The organism is Myxococcus sp. RHSTA-1-4 (genome assembly GCF_020037125.1).
Classification (GTDB): Bacteria; Myxococcota; Myxococcia; order Myxococcales; family Myxococcaceae; genus Myxococcus.
Map to the genome: position 1 here is coordinate 78193 of NZ_JAIQDG010000033.1, position 19235 is coordinate 97427.

At 70.8% G+C, this 19235-nt stretch carries 14 protein-coding genes; 9 read left to right on the top strand and 5 right to left on the bottom strand.

All coding sequences use genetic code 11. The features are described 5' to 3' along the window. Positions 1 to 30 precede the first annotated feature (30 nt). Positions 31 to 2577, top strand: coding sequence for an ATP-binding protein (locus tag K8638_RS34700; protein ID WP_223758994.1), 2547 nt, complete (start codon positions 31 to 33; stop codon positions 2575 to 2577). A gap of 6 nt (positions 2578 to 2583) precedes the next feature. Here K8638_RS34700 and K8638_RS34705 read toward each other — a convergent pair whose 3' ends face one another. Then, positions 2584 to 4266, bottom strand: a complete 1683-nt coding sequence (locus K8638_RS34705) for an ATP-binding protein (RefSeq protein ID WP_305071213.1) — start codon at positions 4264 to 4266, stop codon at positions 2584 to 2586. Between the two features lie 255 nt (positions 4267 to 4521). Here K8638_RS34705 and K8638_RS34710 point away from each other — a divergent pair, with 255 nt between their 5' ends. The 3 genes from K8638_RS34710 to K8638_RS34720 all read left to right on the top strand — a co-directional run bounded on the left by K8638_RS34710 (position 4522) and on the right by K8638_RS34720 (position 10063). Continuing rightward, positions 4522 to 7395 (top strand): PAS domain S-box protein, encoded by a 2874-nt coding sequence (locus K8638_RS34710; protein ID WP_223758995.1) that lies wholly within the window; start codon positions 4522 to 4524, stop codon positions 7393 to 7395. A gap of 115 nt (positions 7396 to 7510) precedes the next feature. Further along, positions 7511 to 8941 carry a VWA domain-containing protein gene (locus K8638_RS34715; RefSeq protein ID WP_223758996.1) on the top strand — a complete coding sequence of 477 codons (1431 nt, stop codon included), beginning with the start codon at positions 7511 to 7513 and terminating at the stop codon, positions 8939 to 8941. Between the two features lie 12 nt (positions 8942 to 8953). Then, positions 8954 to 10063, top strand: coding sequence for a hypothetical protein (locus K8638_RS34720; RefSeq protein ID WP_223758997.1), 1110 nt, complete (start codon positions 8954 to 8956; stop codon positions 10061 to 10063). A gap of 12 nt (positions 10064 to 10075) precedes the next feature. Here K8638_RS34720 and K8638_RS34725 read toward each other — a convergent pair whose 3' ends face one another. Further along, positions 10076 to 10435: a hypothetical protein gene (locus K8638_RS34725; RefSeq protein ID WP_223758998.1), complete on the bottom strand. Its 360-nt coding sequence runs from the start codon at positions 10433 to 10435 to the stop codon at positions 10076 to 10078. A 296-nt stretch (positions 10436 to 10731) separates the two neighbouring features. Between K8638_RS34725 and K8638_RS34730 the strand changes: the two genes are divergently transcribed. Continuing rightward, positions 10732 to 11562 carry a sterol desaturase family protein gene (locus K8638_RS34730; protein WP_223758999.1) on the top strand — a complete coding sequence of 277 codons (831 nt, stop codon included), beginning with the start codon at positions 10732 to 10734 and terminating at the stop codon, positions 11560 to 11562. 42 nt (positions 11563 to 11604) lie between these two features. Here the strand turns inward: K8638_RS34730 and K8638_RS34735 are convergent, their stop codons facing one another. Continuing rightward, on the bottom strand, positions 11605 to 12015 hold the full coding sequence (locus K8638_RS34735) for a hypothetical protein (RefSeq protein ID WP_223759000.1): 411 nt from the start codon (positions 12013 to 12015) through the stop codon (positions 11605 to 11607). Between the two features lie 367 nt (positions 12016 to 12382). Between K8638_RS34735 and K8638_RS34740 the strand changes: the two genes are divergently transcribed. Continuing rightward, entirely contained in the window at positions 12383 to 12817 is a 435-nt protein-coding gene (locus K8638_RS34740) for a fibril protein (RefSeq protein ID WP_223759001.1), read from the top strand. Between the two features lie 6 nt (positions 12818 to 12823). On the opposite strand, the gene K8638_RS34745 is transcribed toward K8638_RS34740, so the two are convergent. Together K8638_RS34745 and K8638_RS34750 are read right to left on the bottom strand one after the other, a co-directional pair. After that, positions 12824 to 14602: a DUF885 domain-containing protein gene (locus K8638_RS34745; protein ID WP_223759002.1), complete on the bottom strand. Its 1779-nt coding sequence runs from the start codon at positions 14600 to 14602 to the stop codon at positions 12824 to 12826. A 104-nt stretch (positions 14603 to 14706) separates the two neighbouring features. Further along, entirely contained in the window at positions 14707 to 15654 is a 948-nt protein-coding gene (locus tag K8638_RS34750) for a GRAS family protein (RefSeq protein ID WP_223759003.1), read from the bottom strand. Positions 15655 to 16265: 611 nt separating this feature from the next. Between K8638_RS34750 and K8638_RS34755 the strand changes: the two genes are divergently transcribed. The 3 genes from K8638_RS34755 (at position 16266) to K8638_RS34765 (ending at position 19220) form a co-directional block, all read left to right on the top strand. Then, positions 16266 to 16685: a hypothetical protein gene (locus K8638_RS34755; RefSeq protein WP_223759004.1), complete on the top strand. Its 420-nt coding sequence runs from the start codon at positions 16266 to 16268 to the stop codon at positions 16683 to 16685. A 620-nt stretch (positions 16686 to 17305) separates the two neighbouring features. Continuing rightward, positions 17306 to 18616: an AHH domain-containing protein gene (locus K8638_RS34760; RefSeq protein WP_223759005.1), complete on the top strand. Its 1311-nt coding sequence runs from the start codon at positions 17306 to 17308 to the stop codon at positions 18614 to 18616. Between the two features lie 22 nt (positions 18617 to 18638). Further along, positions 18639 to 19220: an imm11 family protein gene (locus tag K8638_RS34765; RefSeq protein ID WP_223759006.1), complete on the top strand. Its 582-nt coding sequence runs from the start codon at positions 18639 to 18641 to the stop codon at positions 19218 to 19220. Positions 19221 to 19235 lie beyond the last annotated feature (15 nt).

The following is a 19235-nucleotide window of genomic DNA, read 5'->3' on the forward strand; positions in this document are numbered from 1 at the left end:
CGTAGTCCCGCCGGGCGTGAATCCGGGAAGATGTATTCTTCCCATTCTCCGCAGACCGAGGCTCCGGCTTCGCCGTTTCCCCTTCCGCTGACGTGGCCCGCCGCCCTGGTGGGGCTGCTGTTCGGCCTGCTGATGACGTACGTGCCGTACGAGTTCCGGATGGTGTCCTTCCGGCCGCTCTACCCGTACGTGCGCGTGATGGGGCTCACCTACCTGGCCGGCAGCATCTTCCTGATGGGGGCGCTGCTGTACCCCCACGCGCCCCGCTGGCTGGACGTGGGCGGGCGCCTGGCGCTGAGCGCGGCCATGGCGCTGTACTGGTGGGTACTGAACGTCCTGCCCGGCAGCTTCACCGGCATCGTGCTCTACCCGCTGCTCTTCGGCGGCCTGATGCTGGAGGCGTGGCCCGCCATGCGCCGGCGCCCCATCCTGCGCGCCTTCGCGGCCCTCACCGGCACCGCCTTCGGCGTGGCCCTGCTCGCGGCGCCGGAGCGCTTCCCGATGTCCGTGTACGCGCACCTGTACCCGCTGCGGCCGCTGGTGGGCGTCATCTTCGCCCTCGCGGGCGTGGGGCTGCTGCTGCCCTCGGGCCGGCTGCACGCGCGGCTGCCGCACGTCCTCCTGGGCGTGCTGGCCGTGCCCTTCGCCCTGCTGGCGTACGCGCTGGGCCGCGGCGCGTCGTTGCTGGGCGCCAGCGTCTACGCGGTGCTCACCCTCGCCTGCGTGGCGCAGGCCCTGGACTGGCGCCCGCGCGCCCCGCGCACCGTGGGCTGGAAGCTCCTGCGCGGGCTGGCCTTCGCGGGGCTGGTGCCGCTGCTGGCGCTGGGAGGACTGGCCGCGTTCCTCGCCCAGCGCGCGATTGAGCAGCAGGTGCGCGACGACACGCAGCGCGCCGCCGCGGGCGAGGCGGACTTCCTGCGCCGCTACCTGGACGACGCGCGCGAGTCGCTGGATTTGATGCTGGAGTCCCCCGGCTTCCGCGCCGCCTTCGCCGCGGGAGAGCGGGCCCGGCTGGAGCCGTACCTGCGCAACCTCGCCGCCCAGGCGCGCGCCTTCGACGCCGCGCTCGCGGTGGACGCGTCCGGCACGGTGCTGGCCACCTCGCCGGGCATGGAGGGCTGGAACCTGTCCCGGGGCTTCCTCTCCGCGGCGCTCGCCCACGGCGGAGCGGAGGTGTCTCCGCCCATCATCCGCCCCCCGGGCCGGCCGCTGGTGGCGGTGACGCGGCCCTTCGAGCACGACGGTGAGCTGCACGGCATGCTGGTGGGGCTGCTGTCGCTGGAGCGGCTGAGCGAGTCCACCACGCCGGCCTCGCGGCGCTTCCGCGTGCAGGTGCTGGACCGGCGCGGCCTCATGGTGCTGCGCGACACGGCCCCCGGCTCCGTGCTGCTGGGCGCGGCGCGCCTGCCGGACGCGCTGCACGCGGAGCTGGACCGGCCCGGCAGCGGTGTCCTGGAGGCCTTCGACGTGGCGGACCGCCGCATCCTCGCCGCCGAGGCCCCCGTCGAGGACACCGACTGGAGCGTCCTGGTGACGCAGGAGCTGGTGGTGGCCTACGCGGCGATTACGCGCATGAGCGCCGCGGTGGTGGGGCTGGTGCTGTTCGGCGTGGTGCTGGCCCTGGCCCTCTCGCAGCTCGTCGCCCGGGACGTCATCCGCCGCCTGGACGCGCTGCGCGAGGCCACCTCCGCGCTGGCCGCCGGAGACCTGGAGCGGCGCGTGGAGGTGGAGGAGGACGACGAGCTGGGAGAGCTGGCGCGCAGCTTCAACGAGATGGCGGCGCGCACCGGCGCCGCACAGGCGGAGCTGAAGGAGGCCGTGCGCGCGCGCGAGCAGTTCATCAGCGTGGCCAGCCACGAGCTGCGCACGCCGCTCACGCCCCTCAAGGGCTTCGCCGCCATCACCCTCCAGTGGCTGGAGAAGAACGGCGACTTCCCGGAGCGCGAGCGGCTGCTCAAGGCGCTGCGCTCCATGGCCCGGCAGACGGAGCGGCTGGGGCGGCTGGTGGACGACATGCTGGACACCACCCGCATGCAGGGCGGCCGCTTCGAGCTGGAGCGGCAGCGGGCGGACCTGGTGCCGCTGCTGCACGAGGTGGTGGAGCGCTTCGAGCTGCGCGGCGAGAGCGGCATCACCTTCGAGCTGCACACCCCCGGCCACGCGGTGGAGGGCGACTGGGACGCGCCCCGGCTGGACCAGGTCCTCACCAACCTGGTGAGCAACGCCGTGCGCTACTCCCCGCAGGGCGGCACCGTGCGCGTGTCCCTGGAGGAGGAGGCCCACCACGTCGTCGTCCACGTGAAGGACCAGGGCATCGGCATCCCCCCGGAGAGCCTGGCCGGACTGTTCCGCCCCTTCGCCCGCGCGTCCAATGCCCAGGCGCGCCACTACGGCGGACTGGGGCTGGGCCTCTTCATCTGCCGCGAAATCGTGGAGCGCCACGGCGGCACCATCTGGGCGGAGAGCCCGGGCTCCCAGCAGGGCAGCTCCTTCCATGTGCGGCTGCCCCGCGAGGTTCTCAGCCCCGTTCCCTCGCCCGGCCCCGCCACCGCGTCCTCGTCCGCGCATGCGGCATGAGCCGCGTCAGGAGACGGCCAGCCACTCCTCGGGGATGTCTCCGCGCGGCAGCTCCAGGACGAAGGTGGAGCCGAGGCCCGGCTCGCTGGTGGCGCTCACCGTGCCGCCGAAGGCCTCCACAATCTGGCGGGTGATGTAGAGCCCCAGGCCCAGGCCGCCGTAGTGCCTGTCGCTCACCGCGCGCTCGAAGCGCTCGAAGATGCGGGGCAAATCCTCCGCGGAGATGCCGATGCCGCCGTCCTTCACGGTGAGGCGCGCGGTGCGCCCCTCCGCCTCCACGGTGACGCACACGGGCTTGCCGGCGCCGTACTTCAGCGCGTTGGACACCAGGTTCGTCACCACCTGCTCCAGCCGCAGCCGGTCCCACCGGCCCACCACCGGCAGCGGGGCGTGCAGCTCCAGCGAGCAGTGGATTTGCGCGGCGGACGGAGCGAAGCGGTAGAGGATTTCCGCCGCCACGCTGGCCAGGTCCATCTCCTCCAGCTCCAGCTTCAGCCGGCCCGCGGTGATTCGCGACACGTCCAGCAGGTTGTCGACGAGGCTCGTCAGCTTGCGCACCTGGCGCTGCACCACCTCCAGCGTCTCCGAGACGCGCTCCGCGGACACCGGCTGGCCGTTGGCCGCCAGGAGCTCCACCTGCTTGTGCAACAGCTGCACCTTGAGGTGCAGCGGCGTCAGCGGCGTCTTCAGCTCGTGGCTGGCGATGCCCAGGAACTCGTCGCGCAGGCGCACCGCCTCGCGCGCCTCGCGCAGCAGCCGCGCGTTGTCGACGGAGAGCGCGGTGCGGCGGGCCAGCTCCTCCGCCAGCCGCTCCTCGTCGAGGCCGAAGTCATGCGCCTCGTCCGAGCGGAAGAGGGCCAGCGCGCCGATGACGCGCCCGCGCGCCACCAGCGGCACCCCCAGGTAGCAGCGCAGCTCCAGCTCCCGAGGGGGCCGCGCCGCCGCGTCGTCCCCGGCGCCGGAGGCCGTGTCCACCTCCGCCAGCCGCAGCCGCCGCGTCCCACTGGTGCCCGGCGGCGGCAGGCTCCCCGCCACCAGCGTGTCCACCGGCTGGCGGCGCAGCCACTCCACCAGCAGGACGTGCCGCTCCGGCCAGGCGTGTACCGCCGCCACCGCGCGCGCCGCCTCGCCGGGCGGCCCCAGGTAGAGCACCCCCGCATCCGCCACCGCGGGCACCAGCAGCCTCAAGAGCGGCTCCATCCGCTCCTCGGCGTCCAGCGCCCCGCCCAGCAGCGCCCCGGCCTCCGCCAGCAACCGGGCGGCGCTCGCGGCATCCAGGCGGACGGGCGCCTCCTCACGGGCCCGCAGCAGCGCTCCAGCCGCGCGCCCGTCCCGGACGCCCAGCGGCACCACGGAGCCTCGCAGCACCACCACCGTCCCGTCCGGCCGGCGCAACCCCCAGCGCGACTCCCTCACCCACTCGCCCGCCAGCCCTCGCGCCAGCGGCGAGTCCTCCAGCGACAGCGACGTATCCTCCGCGCGCACCCACGCGCACCCGGGCAGCCAGCCCCGCTCCATCCGCTCGGGACGGGACATGCGGAACTGGCGCGCGGCTTCACCGTTGAAGGCGAGCACACGCTCCGTCGCATCCACCAGGACGAGGGCGTCCCCCGCCTGCTCGAGGAGCAGCCGGAGCACCGCGTCGTTCAGGAGGGTCTCCGCCCTCGCCTCTGGTTCCGGGAGAATCATCGAAAGCTGAGCGCTTCCAGAGGACATGAGGGAACTTCCCGTACGCGGCCATGGTGTCATTCCCGCCCATCCCGAAGGAAGACGGCTTCTATTACCCTGCCTCAACATCCAGAAGGGCGCTGTGACCATCCCACGTTTCGCGGGGTCATCCTGGCCCCCTTGCTTGCCAGGCAGTAAATCCAGAATCGTTACGAAATTATGAAGCGCCCGGACGCCCCCCGCCCGGGCCAGCGGTTCTCATCCTCGAGCCTCATCATGAAGACACCGCACACGCGTCCGGACTGGATTCCCAGTGATCGCCGCTACCGGCTGGTCATCGACAACCTGCGGGAGGTGGTGTTCCAGACGGACACGCAGGGCGCATGGACGTTCCTCAATCCGGCCTGGGTGGAGCTGACGGGCTTCACGGTGGAGGAAGTGCTCGGGCGTCCCTTCCTGGAGTTCCTCCACGAGGAAGACCGGGCGCGAGCGCTGGAGCTGTTCGGCCCGCTGGTGGAAGGGAAGGTGGAGTACACGCGCAAGGAGGTGCGCTACCTCCGGCGCGACGGCGGCTTCCGCTGGGTGGAGGTGTTCGCGCGGCTGATGCTGGACGAGGCCGGCAACGTGCTGGGCACGTCGGGGACCTTGAACGACGTCACCGAGCGCAAGGCCGCGGACAGCGCGCTGGCGCGGCGCGAGCGCTACCTCACCGCGCTGGTGGAGATGCAGCAGCGGCTGCTGGCGACGCCGGAGGGAGGAGACCTGTACGGGCCCGTGCTGTCGACGCTGGGACAGGCGTCTGGCGCCAGCCGGGTGTACGTGTTCGAGATGCACCACGGGGAGGACGGGGCGCCGCTGAGCAGCCAGCGCGCCGAGTGGTGCGCGCCCGGGGTGAAGCCCGAAATCGACAACCCGGACCTGCAGAACCTGCCCATGGACCCCATCCTCTCGCGCTGGACGGAGACGCTGTCGCGGGGGGACGTCATCGAGGGGCTGGTGAAGGACTTCCCGGACGTGGAGCGCGCGCTGCTGGAGCCGCAGGGCATCCTCTCCATCCTGGTGCTGCCACTGCGGGTGCAGGGCGTGCTGGCGGGCTTCATCGGCTTCGACAACGTCGCGGAGGCGCGGGCGTGGGACCGGCTGGAGGTGGACCTGCTGTCGGCGGCGGCGGGCGCCATCGCGGTGACGCTGGAGCGGCGCGAGTCGGAGCGGGCGCTGCGCGAGCGCGAGCGGCGCTTCCGCCAGCTGGCGGAGAACGCGTCGGACGTGCTGTACCTCTACCGCCGCGAGCCGCCGCGCGGCTTCGCGTACGTGAGCCGCGTGGCGCACGCCAAGCTGGGCTTCGGCCCGGTGGAGCACTACGCGGACCCGGGGCTCTGGTACCAGCGCGTGCACCCCGAGGACCGGGCGCTGCTGGAGCAGCTCCTGGAGGCGCCGCAGCCCGTCCAGGGCGCGCCGGTGGTGGTGCGCTTCCTCCACCCGGACGGGCGCACGCTGTGGCTGGAGCACGTGGTGGCGCCGGTGATGGACGCCTCCGGGCGCGTGGTGGCGGTGGAGGGCCTGGCGCGCGACATCACCGTGCGCCGCGAGGCGGAGGAGGCGCTCAAGCTGTCCGAGGCCAGCTTCCGCGCGCTGCTGGAGGGCGTGCCGGATGCGGCGGCGATTGAGCGGGACGGCCGCATCGTCTACGCCAACGCGGCGCTCGTCTCCACGCTGGGCGCGGAGAGCGCGGAGCAGCTCGTGGGGCGGAGCTTCAACGAGTTCGTCAAGGACATGCGCGGCCCCGGGGGCACGCGGGAAGGGGCGCTCACCGGAGAGCGGCGGCTGGTGCGGCACGACGGGCGCACGCGCGTGGCGGAGGTGGTGTCGCTGCCCCTGCGCTTCGACGGGCAGCCGGCGGTGGTGTCCATCGCCCGCGACGTGACGGAGCAGCGCCAGCTGCAGGCGCGGCTGACGCTGGCGGACCGGCTGGCCTCGGTGGGCACGCTGGCGGCGGGCATCGCCCACGAAATCAACAACCCGCTGGCCTTCGTCCTCTCCAACCTGGGCTTCCTGTCGGAGGAGTTCCGCCACCACCTGCCGCCGGGGGACGGCGCGGCGGCGTTCCAGGCGCGGCTGATGAAGGGCGACGCCGACCTGGAGGAGTGGAAGGAGGTGCTCCACGAGGCCTGCGAGGGCGCCGAGCGCGTGCGGCAGATTGTCCGCCAGCTCAAGACGTTCTCCCGGCCGGACGAGGAGCGCGTGACGCCGCTGGACATGCACTCGGTGCTGGACTCGGTGGCGATGATGGCCGCCAACGAAATCCGCCACCGCGCGCAGCTGCGGCGGGACTACGGCGAAATCCCCCCCGTCATGGCCAACGAGGGGAAGCTGAGCCAGGTGTTCCTCAACCTCGTGGTGAACGCGGCGCAGGCCATTCCGGAGGGCGCGGCGCACCGGCATGAAGTCCGGCTCGTCACGCGGCGGGACGGGCAAGGGCGCGTGGTGGTGGAGGTGCAGGACACCGGCGTGGGAATCCCGCGCGAGGTCATCGACCGCATCTTCGACCCGTTCTTCACCACCAAGCCGGTGGGCGTGGGCACGGGGCTGGGCCTGTCCATCTGCCACAGCATCATCAGCGGACTGGGCGGCGACATCACCGTGGAGAGCGAGCCCGGCCGGGGCACCAGCTTCCGGGTGGTGCTGCCCACCCCGGAGCCGGAGAAGCGCGTGGTGCCGGTGCCGCTGGAGCCGAAGTCCTCGAAGAGCGCGCCGCGCGGCCGCGTGCTGGTGGTGGACGACGAGCCGGCGGTGGGGCGCGTGCTGCAGCGAATCCTCCGCGAGCACGAGGTGGAGGTGGCCAGCAGCGGGCGCCAGGCGCTGGAGCTGCTCGAGGTGGGGCCGGAGCCGGATGCCGTCCTCTGCGACGTGATGATGCCGGACCTGACGGGCCGGGACGTGTACGAGGCGGTGCGGCGCGAGCACTCGGGGCTGGAGCGGCGCTTCGTATTCGTCTCGGGCGGCGCCTTCACCACCGGCGCGCGCGAGTTCCTGGCCAGCATCCCCAACCTCCTCCTGGAGAAGCCCTTCGACGAGGGCCGCGTGCGCACCGTGGTGGAGGAGCTGGTGCGGCGGCGGCAGCCCGTGGCGCTCGCCACCGGGAGCACCTGAGCGGGCGCGGAGGCATCGGTCATCCGGAGGACCCTCCTCCCGCTGACCGATGCGCGCGGGCGGGCGGCCGGGCGAACGTGCGCCTGGCACTTCGCCCCACTCCCCGAGGCCCTGAATGAACCGCACCCTGTTGCTGGTGTCCGCCGCCGGACTGCTCGCCCTGGCCGCGCTCGTGGTGGGCAAGCCCCCACCGCCGCCGCCCCCGCCCGTCACGGACACCAGCCACACGGTGGCGCGCACGGACGAGCCGCCCGCCACGGTGACGCTGCCGCTCGTCACCTCCTCGCCCGCGGACGGCGCGCTCACCCTGTCCGGCAAGCTGTCCGGCGCGTACGTGCTGACGGGCCCCAGCGAGGCCTTCGCCTGGCTGGAGCTGAAGGCCCGCCCGCCCGAGGCCGGCCACCGCGTCCCCGTCAACCTGGCCCTGGTGCTGGACCGCTCGGGCTCCATGGCCGGCAAGAAGCTGGCCGACGCGAAGCGCGCCGCCCTGGAGCTGGTGCACCGCCTCACGCCCGAGGACCGGCTCGCCTTCATCGACTACGGCACCGACGTCAACGTGCTGCCCAGCCGGCAGGTGACGGAGGCGGTGCGCGCCGAGCTGCTCCTGGCCATCAACAACCTGCGCGACGAGGGCTCCACCCACCTCAGCGGCGGCCTCACCGAGGCGGCCAGGGCCCTGCGGCCCCACCTGCGGGAGTACCGCGTCAGCCGCGCCATCCTCCTGAGCGACGGCCAGCCCACCATGGGCATGGTGCTGGAGGCGGACCTGCTCCGGCTGGCGCGCTCCCTGCGCGACGAGGGCATCACCGTGAGCGCGCTGGGCGTGGGCCAGGACTTCCAGGAGTCGCTGATGCGCGGCATGGCCGAGCAGGGCGGCGGCTTCTCCGGCTTCATCGACGACTCGGCACGGCTGGCGGAGGTGTTCTCCCGAGAGCTGGACCAGGCCGCCGGCACCGTGGCCCGGCGCGTGGAGCTGGAGCTGGTGCTGTCCGACGCCGTCCAGGCCGTGGAGGTCATGGGCGTGCCCTCCACCCGCGAGGGCAACACGGTGAAGGTGCCGCTGTACGACCTGGCCGGAGACCAGTCCGTGCGCGTGGTGGCGAAGCTGACGCTGAAGGCGAATGCGCCCGAGGGGCAGGAGCTGCCGATGCTGGACGCCCGGGTGCGCTACGTGGACGTGTCCCGGGACGGGCCCGCCGAGACGGCGCTGCGGCTCACCGCGCGGGCCACGGGCGACGCCGCGCTCATGCGGGCCAACCTGGACAAGGACGTGCGCGTCCATGCGACACGGGCGTTGGGTACCCAGCAGATGCTGGCGGCGGCGGAGGAGATGAAGCGCGGCAACCGGGTGGCGGCCCGTGGGTTCCTGGACAACGCGCGGAAGCTTTTCGGCGCGTCGGCCTCGGCGCTCTCGGGGGAGCTTGCGGAGCTGGACCAGACAGAGGCAGCCTATGAACGCGCGTCCGGCGAGGAAGAGGTCCGCCGGGAGACCCGGCACCTCTACCGGAAGACGATGAAGAACTTCGGCCAGAGCAACTCGTACTAGGACGGTGTACCGATGGCCCTCTCCGTGCAGTTCCTCCACCGCGAGGAGTTCGAGTCGCGCACGCTCCGCGCGCTGGGGGGCGCGGCCTGCATGGGCGTGCTCGGGGCCATCACCCAGAAGTTGTTCTTCCCGCTGGAGCCGGGCTACTTCGCGGTGGTGGCCGCGGCGCTGGCGGGCGCGAAGACGTCCTTGCGCCATGCGGTGGGCCTGCGCGCGGCGCTGACGGTGCTGCCCGCCCTGCCCTTCTTCCTCGACCTGCCGGACCCGCTCCCCCAGAGCCTCGCGGCCGCCGTCGCCGCGGCGCTGGTGGCATGGCTGGGCAACGGGCGCGAGGAGGCGGGCAGACCCTCCTCCGTGGCCGCGAGCGCCGCCGCCGCGGGCGTGCTCGTCCCGCTGGGGTTGTACACGCAGCAGGTGATGGAGGCGCGCTTCCTCGGCACGTCGGGGCTCGTCCCCGTGCTGGTGGGCTTCCTCACCGTGGCCCTCTTCTGGAGCATCGGCACGCTGCCGGCCAACGTGGTGGTGGAGTCCGACGTGGTGGAGGCGAGGGGCCGGCTGCTGGAGAACGCTCTCAAGGGCGAGGCCCGTGAGCCGGGCGTGCGCGCGCTCGGCCTCTACCGCCAGTGCAAGGCGGTGGTGCTGCGCATGCCGGCCAGCGCCGGGCGCACGGAGCTGCTGGGCGTGCTGGAGAAGATGGCGCTGGAGAGCTTCTCTCTCGCCGAGGCCCATGCGGGGCTGGAGGCACAACTGGGCTCGGTGGTGGCCAACGACGTGGACGCACAGGTGCGCGAGCTGCGCGCGCGCGCGGCCTCCACCCAGGACGCCGTGGCCCGGCGCCAGCTGGAGCTGGCCGCGTCGTCCCTGGGCGAGGAGCTGAACCACCTGGACGCGCTGGGCCGCCGGCGCGAGCGGCTGCTGGCCCAGCTCCACGCGCAGGTGGCGCTGCTGGAGCGGGCCCGCGTCTCCTTCATCGGCGTGCAGGGCAGCGAGATGGGCGCCAAGGGCGCGCAGGCGGCCCAGCTCGCGCGCAAGCTGAAGAGCCTGGGCGAGGAGCCCTCCACGCCGGCGCCCGGCGACGCCCAGCCGGTGTCTCCGCCCCAGGGCACGCGCGTCACGTCCTGAGGGACGTGGACGTCACTTCCTGGAGCCGCGGCCTCCCGCGCGCTTGCGCTGGGTGCGGACCTTGGCGGGCGTACGCGGCGTGTGGAGCTGGTCCGCGATGCGCTGCTCAATCGCCTCGCGCGTGCCGCGGGCCTGGGCCAGCGCGGCCTCGATTTCCTCGCGCACCCGCGCGGCCCGCTCCTCGGCCGCGGCGCGATACTCCGACGTCGTCCGGCGCAGGGCGATGGTGCCCCGGTCCCCCGCCGCCATCTTTCCCGCAGCCGCCATCTTCCCCGCAGCCGCCTTCTTCCCCGCGGCCCGGCCCACCCGTGGAGCCGTGCGCCGCGCGCGGTCCTTGCTGCCCCGCTTCCCCTGCTGTGCCTTCTCCGCCATCGGAGTCTCCTGGAAAGTCGTTTCGGCTCTCCGGAAGGTGAGACCCATTCGGGCACCAGGGAAGCCCGTCCCCCGGTCGCACGCTTTGCGGACGGGGGGACAAACGGTAACTCCCCAAGCAGCATTCCTTCTCAGCAGGCGAAGAAAAGCGCTATAGCGCCGGAACCGTAACGGAGCTTTTCAGAGAGCCCCTGCTACTAGAGGGCCGCCGAGTACCCCGTGGCCGGCGGGGCGGCGCGGGCTCATCCAGCTCCTCAGCCTGCTATGGCCGGGCAGCGGCTACTGCGAGGGATACCGTGTCAGTCAGCGCACCCTTCTCTTTCCTGAAACACCGGAAGCACAACCTGGACCGGATGACACTGGGCGATCTGGTCTACTCGTTCTTCACCTACTACGCCGTCATCGCCTACATCGCCGTGGGCATCACCAGCCTGGTGTTCGCGGTGAAGTGGTTCGAGAACCCGCTGCGCATGCTGGCGGCCATGGCCGCCGCGAGCGTCGTCTTCCCGCTCGGCTGGTTCCTGGTGCACAAGCACATCCTGCACAGCCGCTTCCTCTACAAGTCGCCCCTCACCGCGGCGACGTGGAAGCGCATCCACTTCGACCACCACCAGGACCCCAACGACTTGCGCGTCCTCTTCGGCGCGCTGGTCAACGTGCTGCCCACGGTGGGCGGCGTCATGGTTCCCCTCGGCTGGCTCATCAACGGCAAGGCCGGCGCCGCCGCCGCGCTGGGCTGGGCGATGGTGATTACGTGCTTCTACGAGTTCTGCCACTGCATCCAGCACCTGAACTACACGCCGAAGCTCAAGTTCCTGAAGGAAATCAAGCGACTGCACCTGTCACACCATTTCCACAACGAGCAGGGCAACTACGGCATCACCAACTACTTCTGGGACCGGCTCTTCGGGACCTACTACTCGAAGGCGGGTGACCTGCCCAAGAGCCCCACCGTCTTCAACCTGGGCTACACGGAGGAAGAGGCCAGGAAGTACCCCTGGGTGGACCGCCTCTCCGGTGGCACCCGAGGTGACGGGCACCCGCGCCGCTTCTGGGAGGGGCAGAACCCGGACGCCGTCCAGACGCTCCACGACGAGCCCTCCCGGGCCGCCAGCACCGACCGCTGACCCGGCCGGTCCGCGAAGAAGAAGCAGCTCCCGGTGGCACCGTCACCGGGTGCCGCAGGCGTCGGAGATGGCGGTGCGAGCGCCGTTCATCACGGCGGTATGCGCGGCGAGCACCTCGTGGAGCGACACCGGGGCGCTCGCCGGGACACTGACATCGACTCCCGCGTCGGCGAGCTGGGCCCAGGCATTCGCGAGGTGGTCGATGCTGGTGCAGTAGTCCTCCACGGCGTCCTTGAGCCGGGCATCCCGGATGTCCAGGGCGCGCAGTTCGGCGCTCACGGCGCGCAGCCGGCGCGCGTGACGGGTGATGGCCTCCCCGTCATGGAGATGGTCGTGGAAGCCATCCACGACGCGAATCTCCCCCAGCACGCGGGCCTGCACCTCGGCGCACTCGTTGTCCTTGCGCGGAGTGCACGCGGGCCCCAGCCCCAACGCCAGGGCCAGCCCCCACACTCCAAGCCACCATGAGGCGCGAAGGCAGGCGGGCCCGGGCCGCGGCACGGGAGCGGGCGCAAGCCCTTGCATGACGAGGTCGACACGCACCCGTCAACGCTGGCCGCGAGTCCTTCTCCTGTCAAATGCAGACATGCACATGGACCCCCAGCGGTCCGCAAGCGTCGTGAACCCTGACATCGGCTCGCACTGAAAGGACCTGCGCGTCCGGAGAATCCAGGCCCCGTCTGGAATGCCAGGATTTGGAGGGCGCGCGCGCCGGCACCGTGGGTGTCATCCGGCGAACGGCCGGAGGTGGGGCGGGGTGCGCGAACCGGGGGGCGGCAGCAGCTTGGACGGCAGGTCGATGGTGAGGGTGGAGGGTCGAATGTTCCCGCTTCGTGTGGCCTGCGTGGGGCTGTTGCTCCTGGCGGCGTGTGCCTCATCCAGCAAGTCCCTGTCCCCGGGCCGCGAGGCGCGCGGCCTCGTGCAGGGCCCGTCGAAGCCGGGACGGGATGCCTATGGCTTCCACCCAGGGGACCCGGTGCGCGTGGGCTGGGGAGACCGGGGCATCATGGCCTTCTTCGAATCGCTGCGCGGGCCGGAGGGCCAGCACGTGGCGTGGCGCCGCCTCGAACCGGACCGCGGCACCGGAGTGGAGTCCTTCGAGGTGACGTACGAGGGGCTCTCCAGGCCCGTGCGTTTGTACCTCGACCCGAACCATGGGTCCGCCATCCACGCGCCCTCGGGCTTCATCATCCAGGACCTCACCTCGCGGGCGCCGGGGCCCGCGGAGGAGAAGCCCGAGGTCATCGAGCTGTAGTCCCGCTCACTCCAGCGAGGGCGCGGTGTCCCCCGGAATGAGGACTCCGCGCGCGAGCGACACGGGCAGGCCGAGCTGCAGGAAGCGGTCGTGGAAGTCCTTCAGCACGAAGGTCTCTCCGCGCGACTCCAGGTGGCGGCGGTAGTCGTCACGCAGCTTGAGAATCTGCATGCGCCCGAGCGCATAGTAGAGGTACGTCGGGTCGGACGTGCCCCGCTCCACCTCGCGCAGCGCGGGGAAGGGCTCGAAGTACGCAATCTCCGCGTAGCGCTTCGCCACGGACTCCAGCGGCTCGCCGTAGACGTGCAACGCCAGCGCGGCGTACCAGCGCGCGTGGCGCTGCAAGGCCCGGCGGAGCTGCCCCAGCCGCACGCGGGGGTCGCCGTTGCCCAGGCCCTCGTCCACCATCATCTGCTCGGTGTAGTGCGCCCAGCCCTCCACGAGTGACGCGGGGGTGAAGACCTTGCGCACGTCCGTGGGGATGCGGGCCCCGTAGAGCAGCTGCACGAAGTGGCCGGGAATCGCCTCGTGCACGGTGATGCCCAGCAGGCCGGCGCGGTTGAAGTACGTCAGGTGCTGCGCCTTCTGCTCCCGCGTCCAGCCCGGCTCCACGGGGGTGATGTTGTAGTAGGCCTCGGTCGCCTTCGTCTCGAACGGGCCGGGGGTGTCCATGGACGCGAAGCCCAGCCGCGCGTACGGCGGCGCCTCGCGCACGGTGGGCAGCAAATCGGACGGCAGCGTCAGGATGTTCCGCTCGCGCACGAAGCGCTGCAGCTCCACGAGCTGCGCGCGGGCGGTGGGAATCAGCTCCTCCGCCTTGGGGTGGTCCTTCACCAGGGCCGCCATCACCTGCTCCGGCGTGGCCTTCGGGTCCACCTTCGCGGCCTCGCGCGCCACCCAGGCCTTGTACTCGCGGATGGCCCGCTCGTTGATGTCGCGGAGCTGGTCCGCGCTCAGCGTCACGTGCTCCTCCAGCGCGAGCTTCTTTTCGAAGCGCTCACGGCCCAGGCGGAAGTCGCCGTCGGCCCTGGGCAGCAGCTCCTCCTCCAGCCAGGTGACAAAGCCTTCCACCTTCAGCGCGGCCTCCTCGCGGGCCTGGGTGAAGGCGTCGCGCTCGGCGGCGTCCACGCGCGAGAAGCCCTGGGCCTCCAGTGCCTGGGGCAGGTCCGTGCGAAGGTAGGCCACGGTGCCGCGAGCATCCCGCACGGCGAGCTGGGCCCACAGCTTCGGCACGCCCTTCAGGTTGGCCTTCGCCGCGTCGAGCACCTCGGGGATTCGCGCCATGCGGGAGCGCAGGGAGCGCATCCGCTCGTCCACGGGAGCGAACTCACGCGAGGAGAGGCTGGCCAGCCCGCCGGAGATGAGCCCCACGTACCAGGCCGGGTTCCGCTCCCAGGGGCGCTCGTCCTCCAGCTCCGCGAGCTCCGCGCGGATGGCGTTCTCCAGCACGTGGAGGTCGACGGCGGCGTCTCCGTTGAGCGCGCCGCGGTCCAGTTGTTCCAGGCGCGTGAGCCAGCCACGGAGGGCCTCGGCCTTGCGGCCCAGTGCCTCGGCGGAGACGTCCGGCAGGTGGGCGTCATGCATGTGGAACCCGAGCCGCGTGGCCCGGGTGGGGTTCGCCGCGGTGAACCAGTCGAGGTACTCGCGGACGAGGCGGTCATATGCCTCACTCTTCGCGGCGGCGGGGACAGGGGCCACGGGAGACTCCGGCGTGCCCCCCAACGTGCGAGGGGCGGCGCAGGCGGAGACACAGGCCAGCAGGACGAGGGCGGAACGGAAGCGCACGGGGGCTCGGGGCATGAGAGGCCCGCAGTGTCTGCACGGAGGTGCGGTTCGGGAAGGCGCAAGCGCGCGCGACGGACGCGGACGTCCGCCACCCTTCATTCACCTCACCCTGGAGAGCGCCGTGCCACCGGGGTGGCGCACAGCACGGCCACCAGTGTCTCTCCGCGATAGTCGAGGCCCACGTATCCCGGATGACGTTGCGGTTGCACCCACGGGTGAGCGCCCAGGTCCAGCGAGCCGGGGATGGCCGCCGGCGCGAAACCTGCCCGCTCCAGCCGCCGACACCAGCCGCTCACGTGCTCGTACCGCTTGGAGTACCGGCCCTCGGAGTCGGCGAGGAGTCCCTCGAGCTCGCGCGCGAGGAACGTCTTGATGGCGTCCTTGTCCGCAGGAGCCAGGGGGAGCTGGTCCACGAGGTGGAACGTCTGCCCGTAGAAGCGCCAGCCGTTGTGGAAGCGCCGCTCCAGGTCCGCGACCTGGTGGTCCGAGCTGGGCTCGACGAGCACCAGCGCCTTCGGCTCCAGCATCCTCAGCCGGCGCAGCACGCCGTCCCTCCGCTCCTCCCCCATCGCGACTCCCTGGACGTGGTGAAGGGCGAAGGCCGCGTGCACCAGCAGCGTCCCTGGCAGCGAGGCCACGAGGGCCCAGAACGACGGGTCGAGCTCCTCCACCAGTGCGTGGAAGGGCATGACGTGGGCCTCCAGCCCGTACGCCTGCGAGGCCTCCAGCAGGTTGTGCTCCGCGGCCCGGAGGCTCACGGCATCCGGCTCCACGGCCACCACCGTGAGCCTGCGGGGCCGGTCCTCGCGCGCCCCGAGCTGCCGCACCAGGTCCACCCACTGCCGCCCCGAGCCGGGACCGATGTCGAGCAGCACGACGTCTTCCAGGCCCGCCATGTGGTGACACAGCAGCGCGTTGGCGATGGGCCCCGCCAGGGACACGGTCGGCAGCGCGTCGGCCGTGAGCTCCTCCAACTCCTGCCGCGAGCGCGGCGCGTCGTGCATCGCGAGCCCGGAGAGAAGGGTCGTGAGACGTTGAAGGTTCAGGCTCATGACGGCAGTCCCCTGGTGACCCGGAGGCCGCTCGCGCACCGAAGTCGTGATTCGCAATCTCCGCACCCATGACGAACGCTCCGGAGCCGACATATTCCGGCCGCCCCTGGCGACCGGCGCTCCCCGGGCGTTCAGGGGGGTATACGAAGGGAGCCGCGTTTCCTGGCTGGTGGGGCGCTGGGGCACGCTCGGGGGGTACCGGGAGGGCGGGCTTCATGGCCGAAGACCACGCCTCCCGAGCTTGGAGCAACCATCACGTCGAACGAGTCGCGCGGGTACAAGCACACCTCATCCGGGGCCCCCACGATGGGGCCTGGAGCGATGTTGTCTCCCTGTGCGGTCCCACATAGGGTGAAGGGAGATGAACCGGGCACCTGGACTGGCGCGCATGACACCGGCCCCTGGAAGGGAACCTCCAGCTCACGATGCGCGAGGTGGAAGGTGACACCGGTAGGCCGGCCGCGCTTGGAGCGTTGCGGCCTGGGGTGTTCTGGCACGAGTGCAAGCGCGCATTGATGGGCTGGGCGCGGCTGTTGCCATGTATGGGCTCGGGAGCCCTGGCCCAGCGTTCAGTCCTCCGCCGATGCCGATAGGGCTGAGCAGGAGATGACATGGCGCGATGGCTTCCTCTCGCATTCGTGGTTCTTCCAGCATGTGCGCTTTTCCACCGGCCACCTCGGCCCGTCCATGCCCCGCCGGAGGAAGCGGCCCGCTTCGAGTTCCCGGTGACGGGCATTCCTGAAGAGGGACTTCGAGCCATCCCGGGTGACATGGCGCGCGCAATCCAGCTCGCGATGGAGGACTTCTATCCTTGGGACAAGAAGCCTCCCGCCTCCGAGCGGCCAGGTTGGGAATGCCTGTACCGTCGTGAGTCGTATGGCGTGTACGCAGCGCCATACGAGGGTGCCGTCATCCTGGTCAGCATCGTTCTTGAGCCTGGCGCATGTGGGGAACGAGCGGTGCCCTACGACATGGGCGCGCTCTATGCCATCGACACGCGGAACTGGCGCATCCTCGCGATTCAACGATGAAGAGCCATCACAGCGGGGGCGGGAGCGTGAAATGTACAAGGCGTTTGCGCTGACAGGGCTGGCCGTCGTGCTCTCCGGGTGCGCCACACCCGCTCCGACCTGGAATTGCAAGGTGGAGTAGCTCACCGAGGACTCGGCCCGGCTCGTGGGCCAACCCATGGAAGCTGGGGCCGCGTTCGCCGCGGCGGGCGCGGTCCGCGAACTGGTGAAGACGAACCCGTTTCCGGACCTGTTCCAGGGCTGCGCCAGCCCGGAGCAGGGCTTGGATGCCGCCGTCTTCACGGGCCCCACGCCGGGCCTCTACTACGTGGTGCTCCATCCCCTGCGGACAACACGCAACCTCCGTCCGCGCCCGAGACGCCCCCACCATCACCCTCTGCCGCACCTGCTCCGAAACCGGCGCCATGAATACCGCGCGCCCCAAACGCGCTTTGCCTGCCCAACCGTGCGCGGTTCCGCGAGGCCTGCCAGGTCCACGCCTGGCGCGGGAGGCTGGCGCTCCGTCCAGCCCCCATGCACCATGGAGAGAGGTGGCCGTCGTGGGGCCAGCTCAGGCGGCCTTGAGCGATGCCTGAGCCGGTGAACACCTACCGTTTGCAGAGCTTGAAAGGGCCGGGGCCATGAGGACAGTCGGAGCAATAGGGCTACTGCTTCTAGCGGCGGGGTGCGCAACCACCCGTGTTGTCCATCTGGATACCGGGCATGGTGAGCCAGTCACCTACAAGCCTGTGGACGTCGCTCCGGTGGAGGTGAGCGAGGACGAGTTCAAGGCAGCCCTCACTCAACTCGTCCTCGGCATGCGGCTGGATGTGGTCCTCCGCGAGACCGACGAGGAAGACCGGCGGGGGTGGGCGCGGTCCAGGACTCTGCTCGCGTCCTCGAAGGGGATGGTCGACCTGGGGGCGGGCCGCGCAGAGCGCTCCCCGGAGGCGTTGTACTCGCGCATCTGCCCCGAGCCGGACTCCTGCTTGCCCCTGATGGGTGGGACGGGGATGCCGTTCGGGGCGAAGGAGCGGACGCTACTGGCCTTGTCGTTCGCGCTCGATACCGTCTGGGAGGGCGTCGAGGATGCACTCGGCAAGATGCTGAATCCCGTAGCGCTCAAGGCGCTGGTCGCGTCGGCTGCCCTGAGCGCTCTCGTGATGATGACCCTACCCGAACCCGTCACCAAGGTGATTGCCGTTGCATTGAGCGCGGCCCTGGTGGCGTACCTCGGCGTGATTCCGGTCTGGGAGATGGGGCGTGGATTCGTCCGGCTGTGGGACGAAGCCGAGAAGGCCACGAACGTCGTTGAGTTGCAGGACATCGGCCACCGGTTCGGGCGAGTGCTGGGAACGAACGGGACGCGAGTCCTGGTGCTGGTCGTCACGACGGCACTTGGCGGGAATAGCGCGATGGCTGCCCAAGGTCCCAGACTCCCGGGCTTCCCGCAGGCCGCTTTCCGCGCGCGGGCTGAAGGTGGCTTCCAGCTCGAGGCGGCCCTGGCGGGTGAGGTGAGTTCAATCTCGTTGCCCGCCGCTGGCGTGCTCAACGTCGCGCTCGCCCCAGGAGCCGTTGCAGCCGTGGCAATGTATTCAAACGGGCAAATCCCGGGCGACGCGGAGGGCCCGGTTCACCACATCTGCACCAACAAGAACACCGTATCCGCTGCGTCTGGCGGCCCCTGGACGCCCATATGCGAGGAAATCTTCGAGAAGGCAGGCATGAGCCTTGAGGACGTTGCAAACAAAGTGCGGCTCAAGGGACACGAAGGCCCTCATCCCGAGCGATACCACCAAGCAGTGACAGGCCGCCTGCGAGAGGCCGTCCAGCGATGCAAGACGACCGAAGACTGTCGAGCCGAGCTGGTAAACGAGCTCGCGAGGATTGCCAGTGAGCTCCTGACACCGGGCTCAAGGTTGCGGAGTTACATCGTGAAGATGGGGGACTGAGGTGGAACATCATTTCTATTGGGTGGACACCGCTGATGTGCCCCAGTGGTACATCACGACTCCTGTACCGGCCTCGGGAGGGAAGTTCGAGGAGCCGTGGATGTTCGGAGAAGGGCGCCTGCTTCCAGACCCTGGGCCCATCAAGGCTCCAGTCAGGAATCAGGGTGTAAGGCGCACCTTCATGTTCGCTGGGATAGAGCGAGTCCCCATCGTCAGCGAAGCAGTCGCGAACGTCTTCAGGAGGCTTGCCCCTGATGATGTGCAACTCTTTCCGGTAACGGTGGAGGGCGAATCAGCGCCGTTCTTCATTGTCAATGCAGTCAAGGCCGCCGACTGCATTGATGAAGCGAACTGTGAGGAGGTACACCGCTACGACCAGGACGACCCTTATCCTGAGCGCAGAGGCGCGTATCGCTGGATCTACGGCTTGCGAGTCGACCCGGCGAAGACCGACGGCGCACGTGTCTTCAGGCCGAAGAGGTTCACGACCGCGCTCATTGTCTCAGAGGATATCAAGGACGCGCTCGAAAGCGTGGGTTCCTTGGGGGTGTCTTTCGAGCGCGTAACGGGCTCATCCGCCCAGGAAGAATCGCGCGAGACATAGACATAGAGAAAGGAC

Bases quoted from the DNA above. Each gene is read 5' to 3' on its own strand.
- K8638_RS34725 (WP_223758998.1), bottom strand. From the start codon at position 10,435: ATGGCGGAGAAGGCACAGCAGGGGAAGCGGGGCAGCAAGGACCGCGCG.
- K8638_RS34700 (WP_223758994.1), top strand. From the start codon at position 31: ATGTATTCTTCCCATTCTCCGCAGACCGAGGCTCCGGCTTCGCCGTTT.
- K8638_RS34720 (WP_223758997.1), top strand. From the start codon at position 8,954: ATGGCCCTCTCCGTGCAGTTCCTCCACCGCGAGGAGTTCGAGTCGCGC.
- K8638_RS34750 (WP_223759003.1), bottom strand. From the start codon at position 15,654: ATGAGCCTGAACCTTCAACGTCTCACGACCCTTCTCTCCGGGCTCGCG.
- K8638_RS34740 (WP_223759001.1), top strand. From the start codon at position 12,383: ATGTTCCCGCTTCGTGTGGCCTGCGTGGGGCTGTTGCTCCTGGCGGCG.
- K8638_RS34715 (WP_223758996.1), top strand. From the start codon at position 7,511: ATGAACCGCACCCTGTTGCTGGTGTCCGCCGCCGGACTGCTCGCCCTG.
- K8638_RS34710 (WP_223758995.1), top strand. From the start codon at position 4,522: ATGAAGACACCGCACACGCGTCCGGACTGGATTCCCAGTGATCGCCGC.
- K8638_RS34755 (WP_223759004.1), top strand. From the start codon at position 16,266: ATGGCGCGATGGCTTCCTCTCGCATTCGTGGTTCTTCCAGCATGTGCG.
- K8638_RS34760 (WP_223759005.1), top strand. From the start codon at position 17,306: ATGAGGACAGTCGGAGCAATAGGGCTACTGCTTCTAGCGGCGGGGTGC.
- K8638_RS34705 (WP_305071213.1), bottom strand. From the start codon at position 4,266: ATGATTCTCCCGGAACCAGAGGCGAGGGCGGAGACCCTCCTGAACGAC.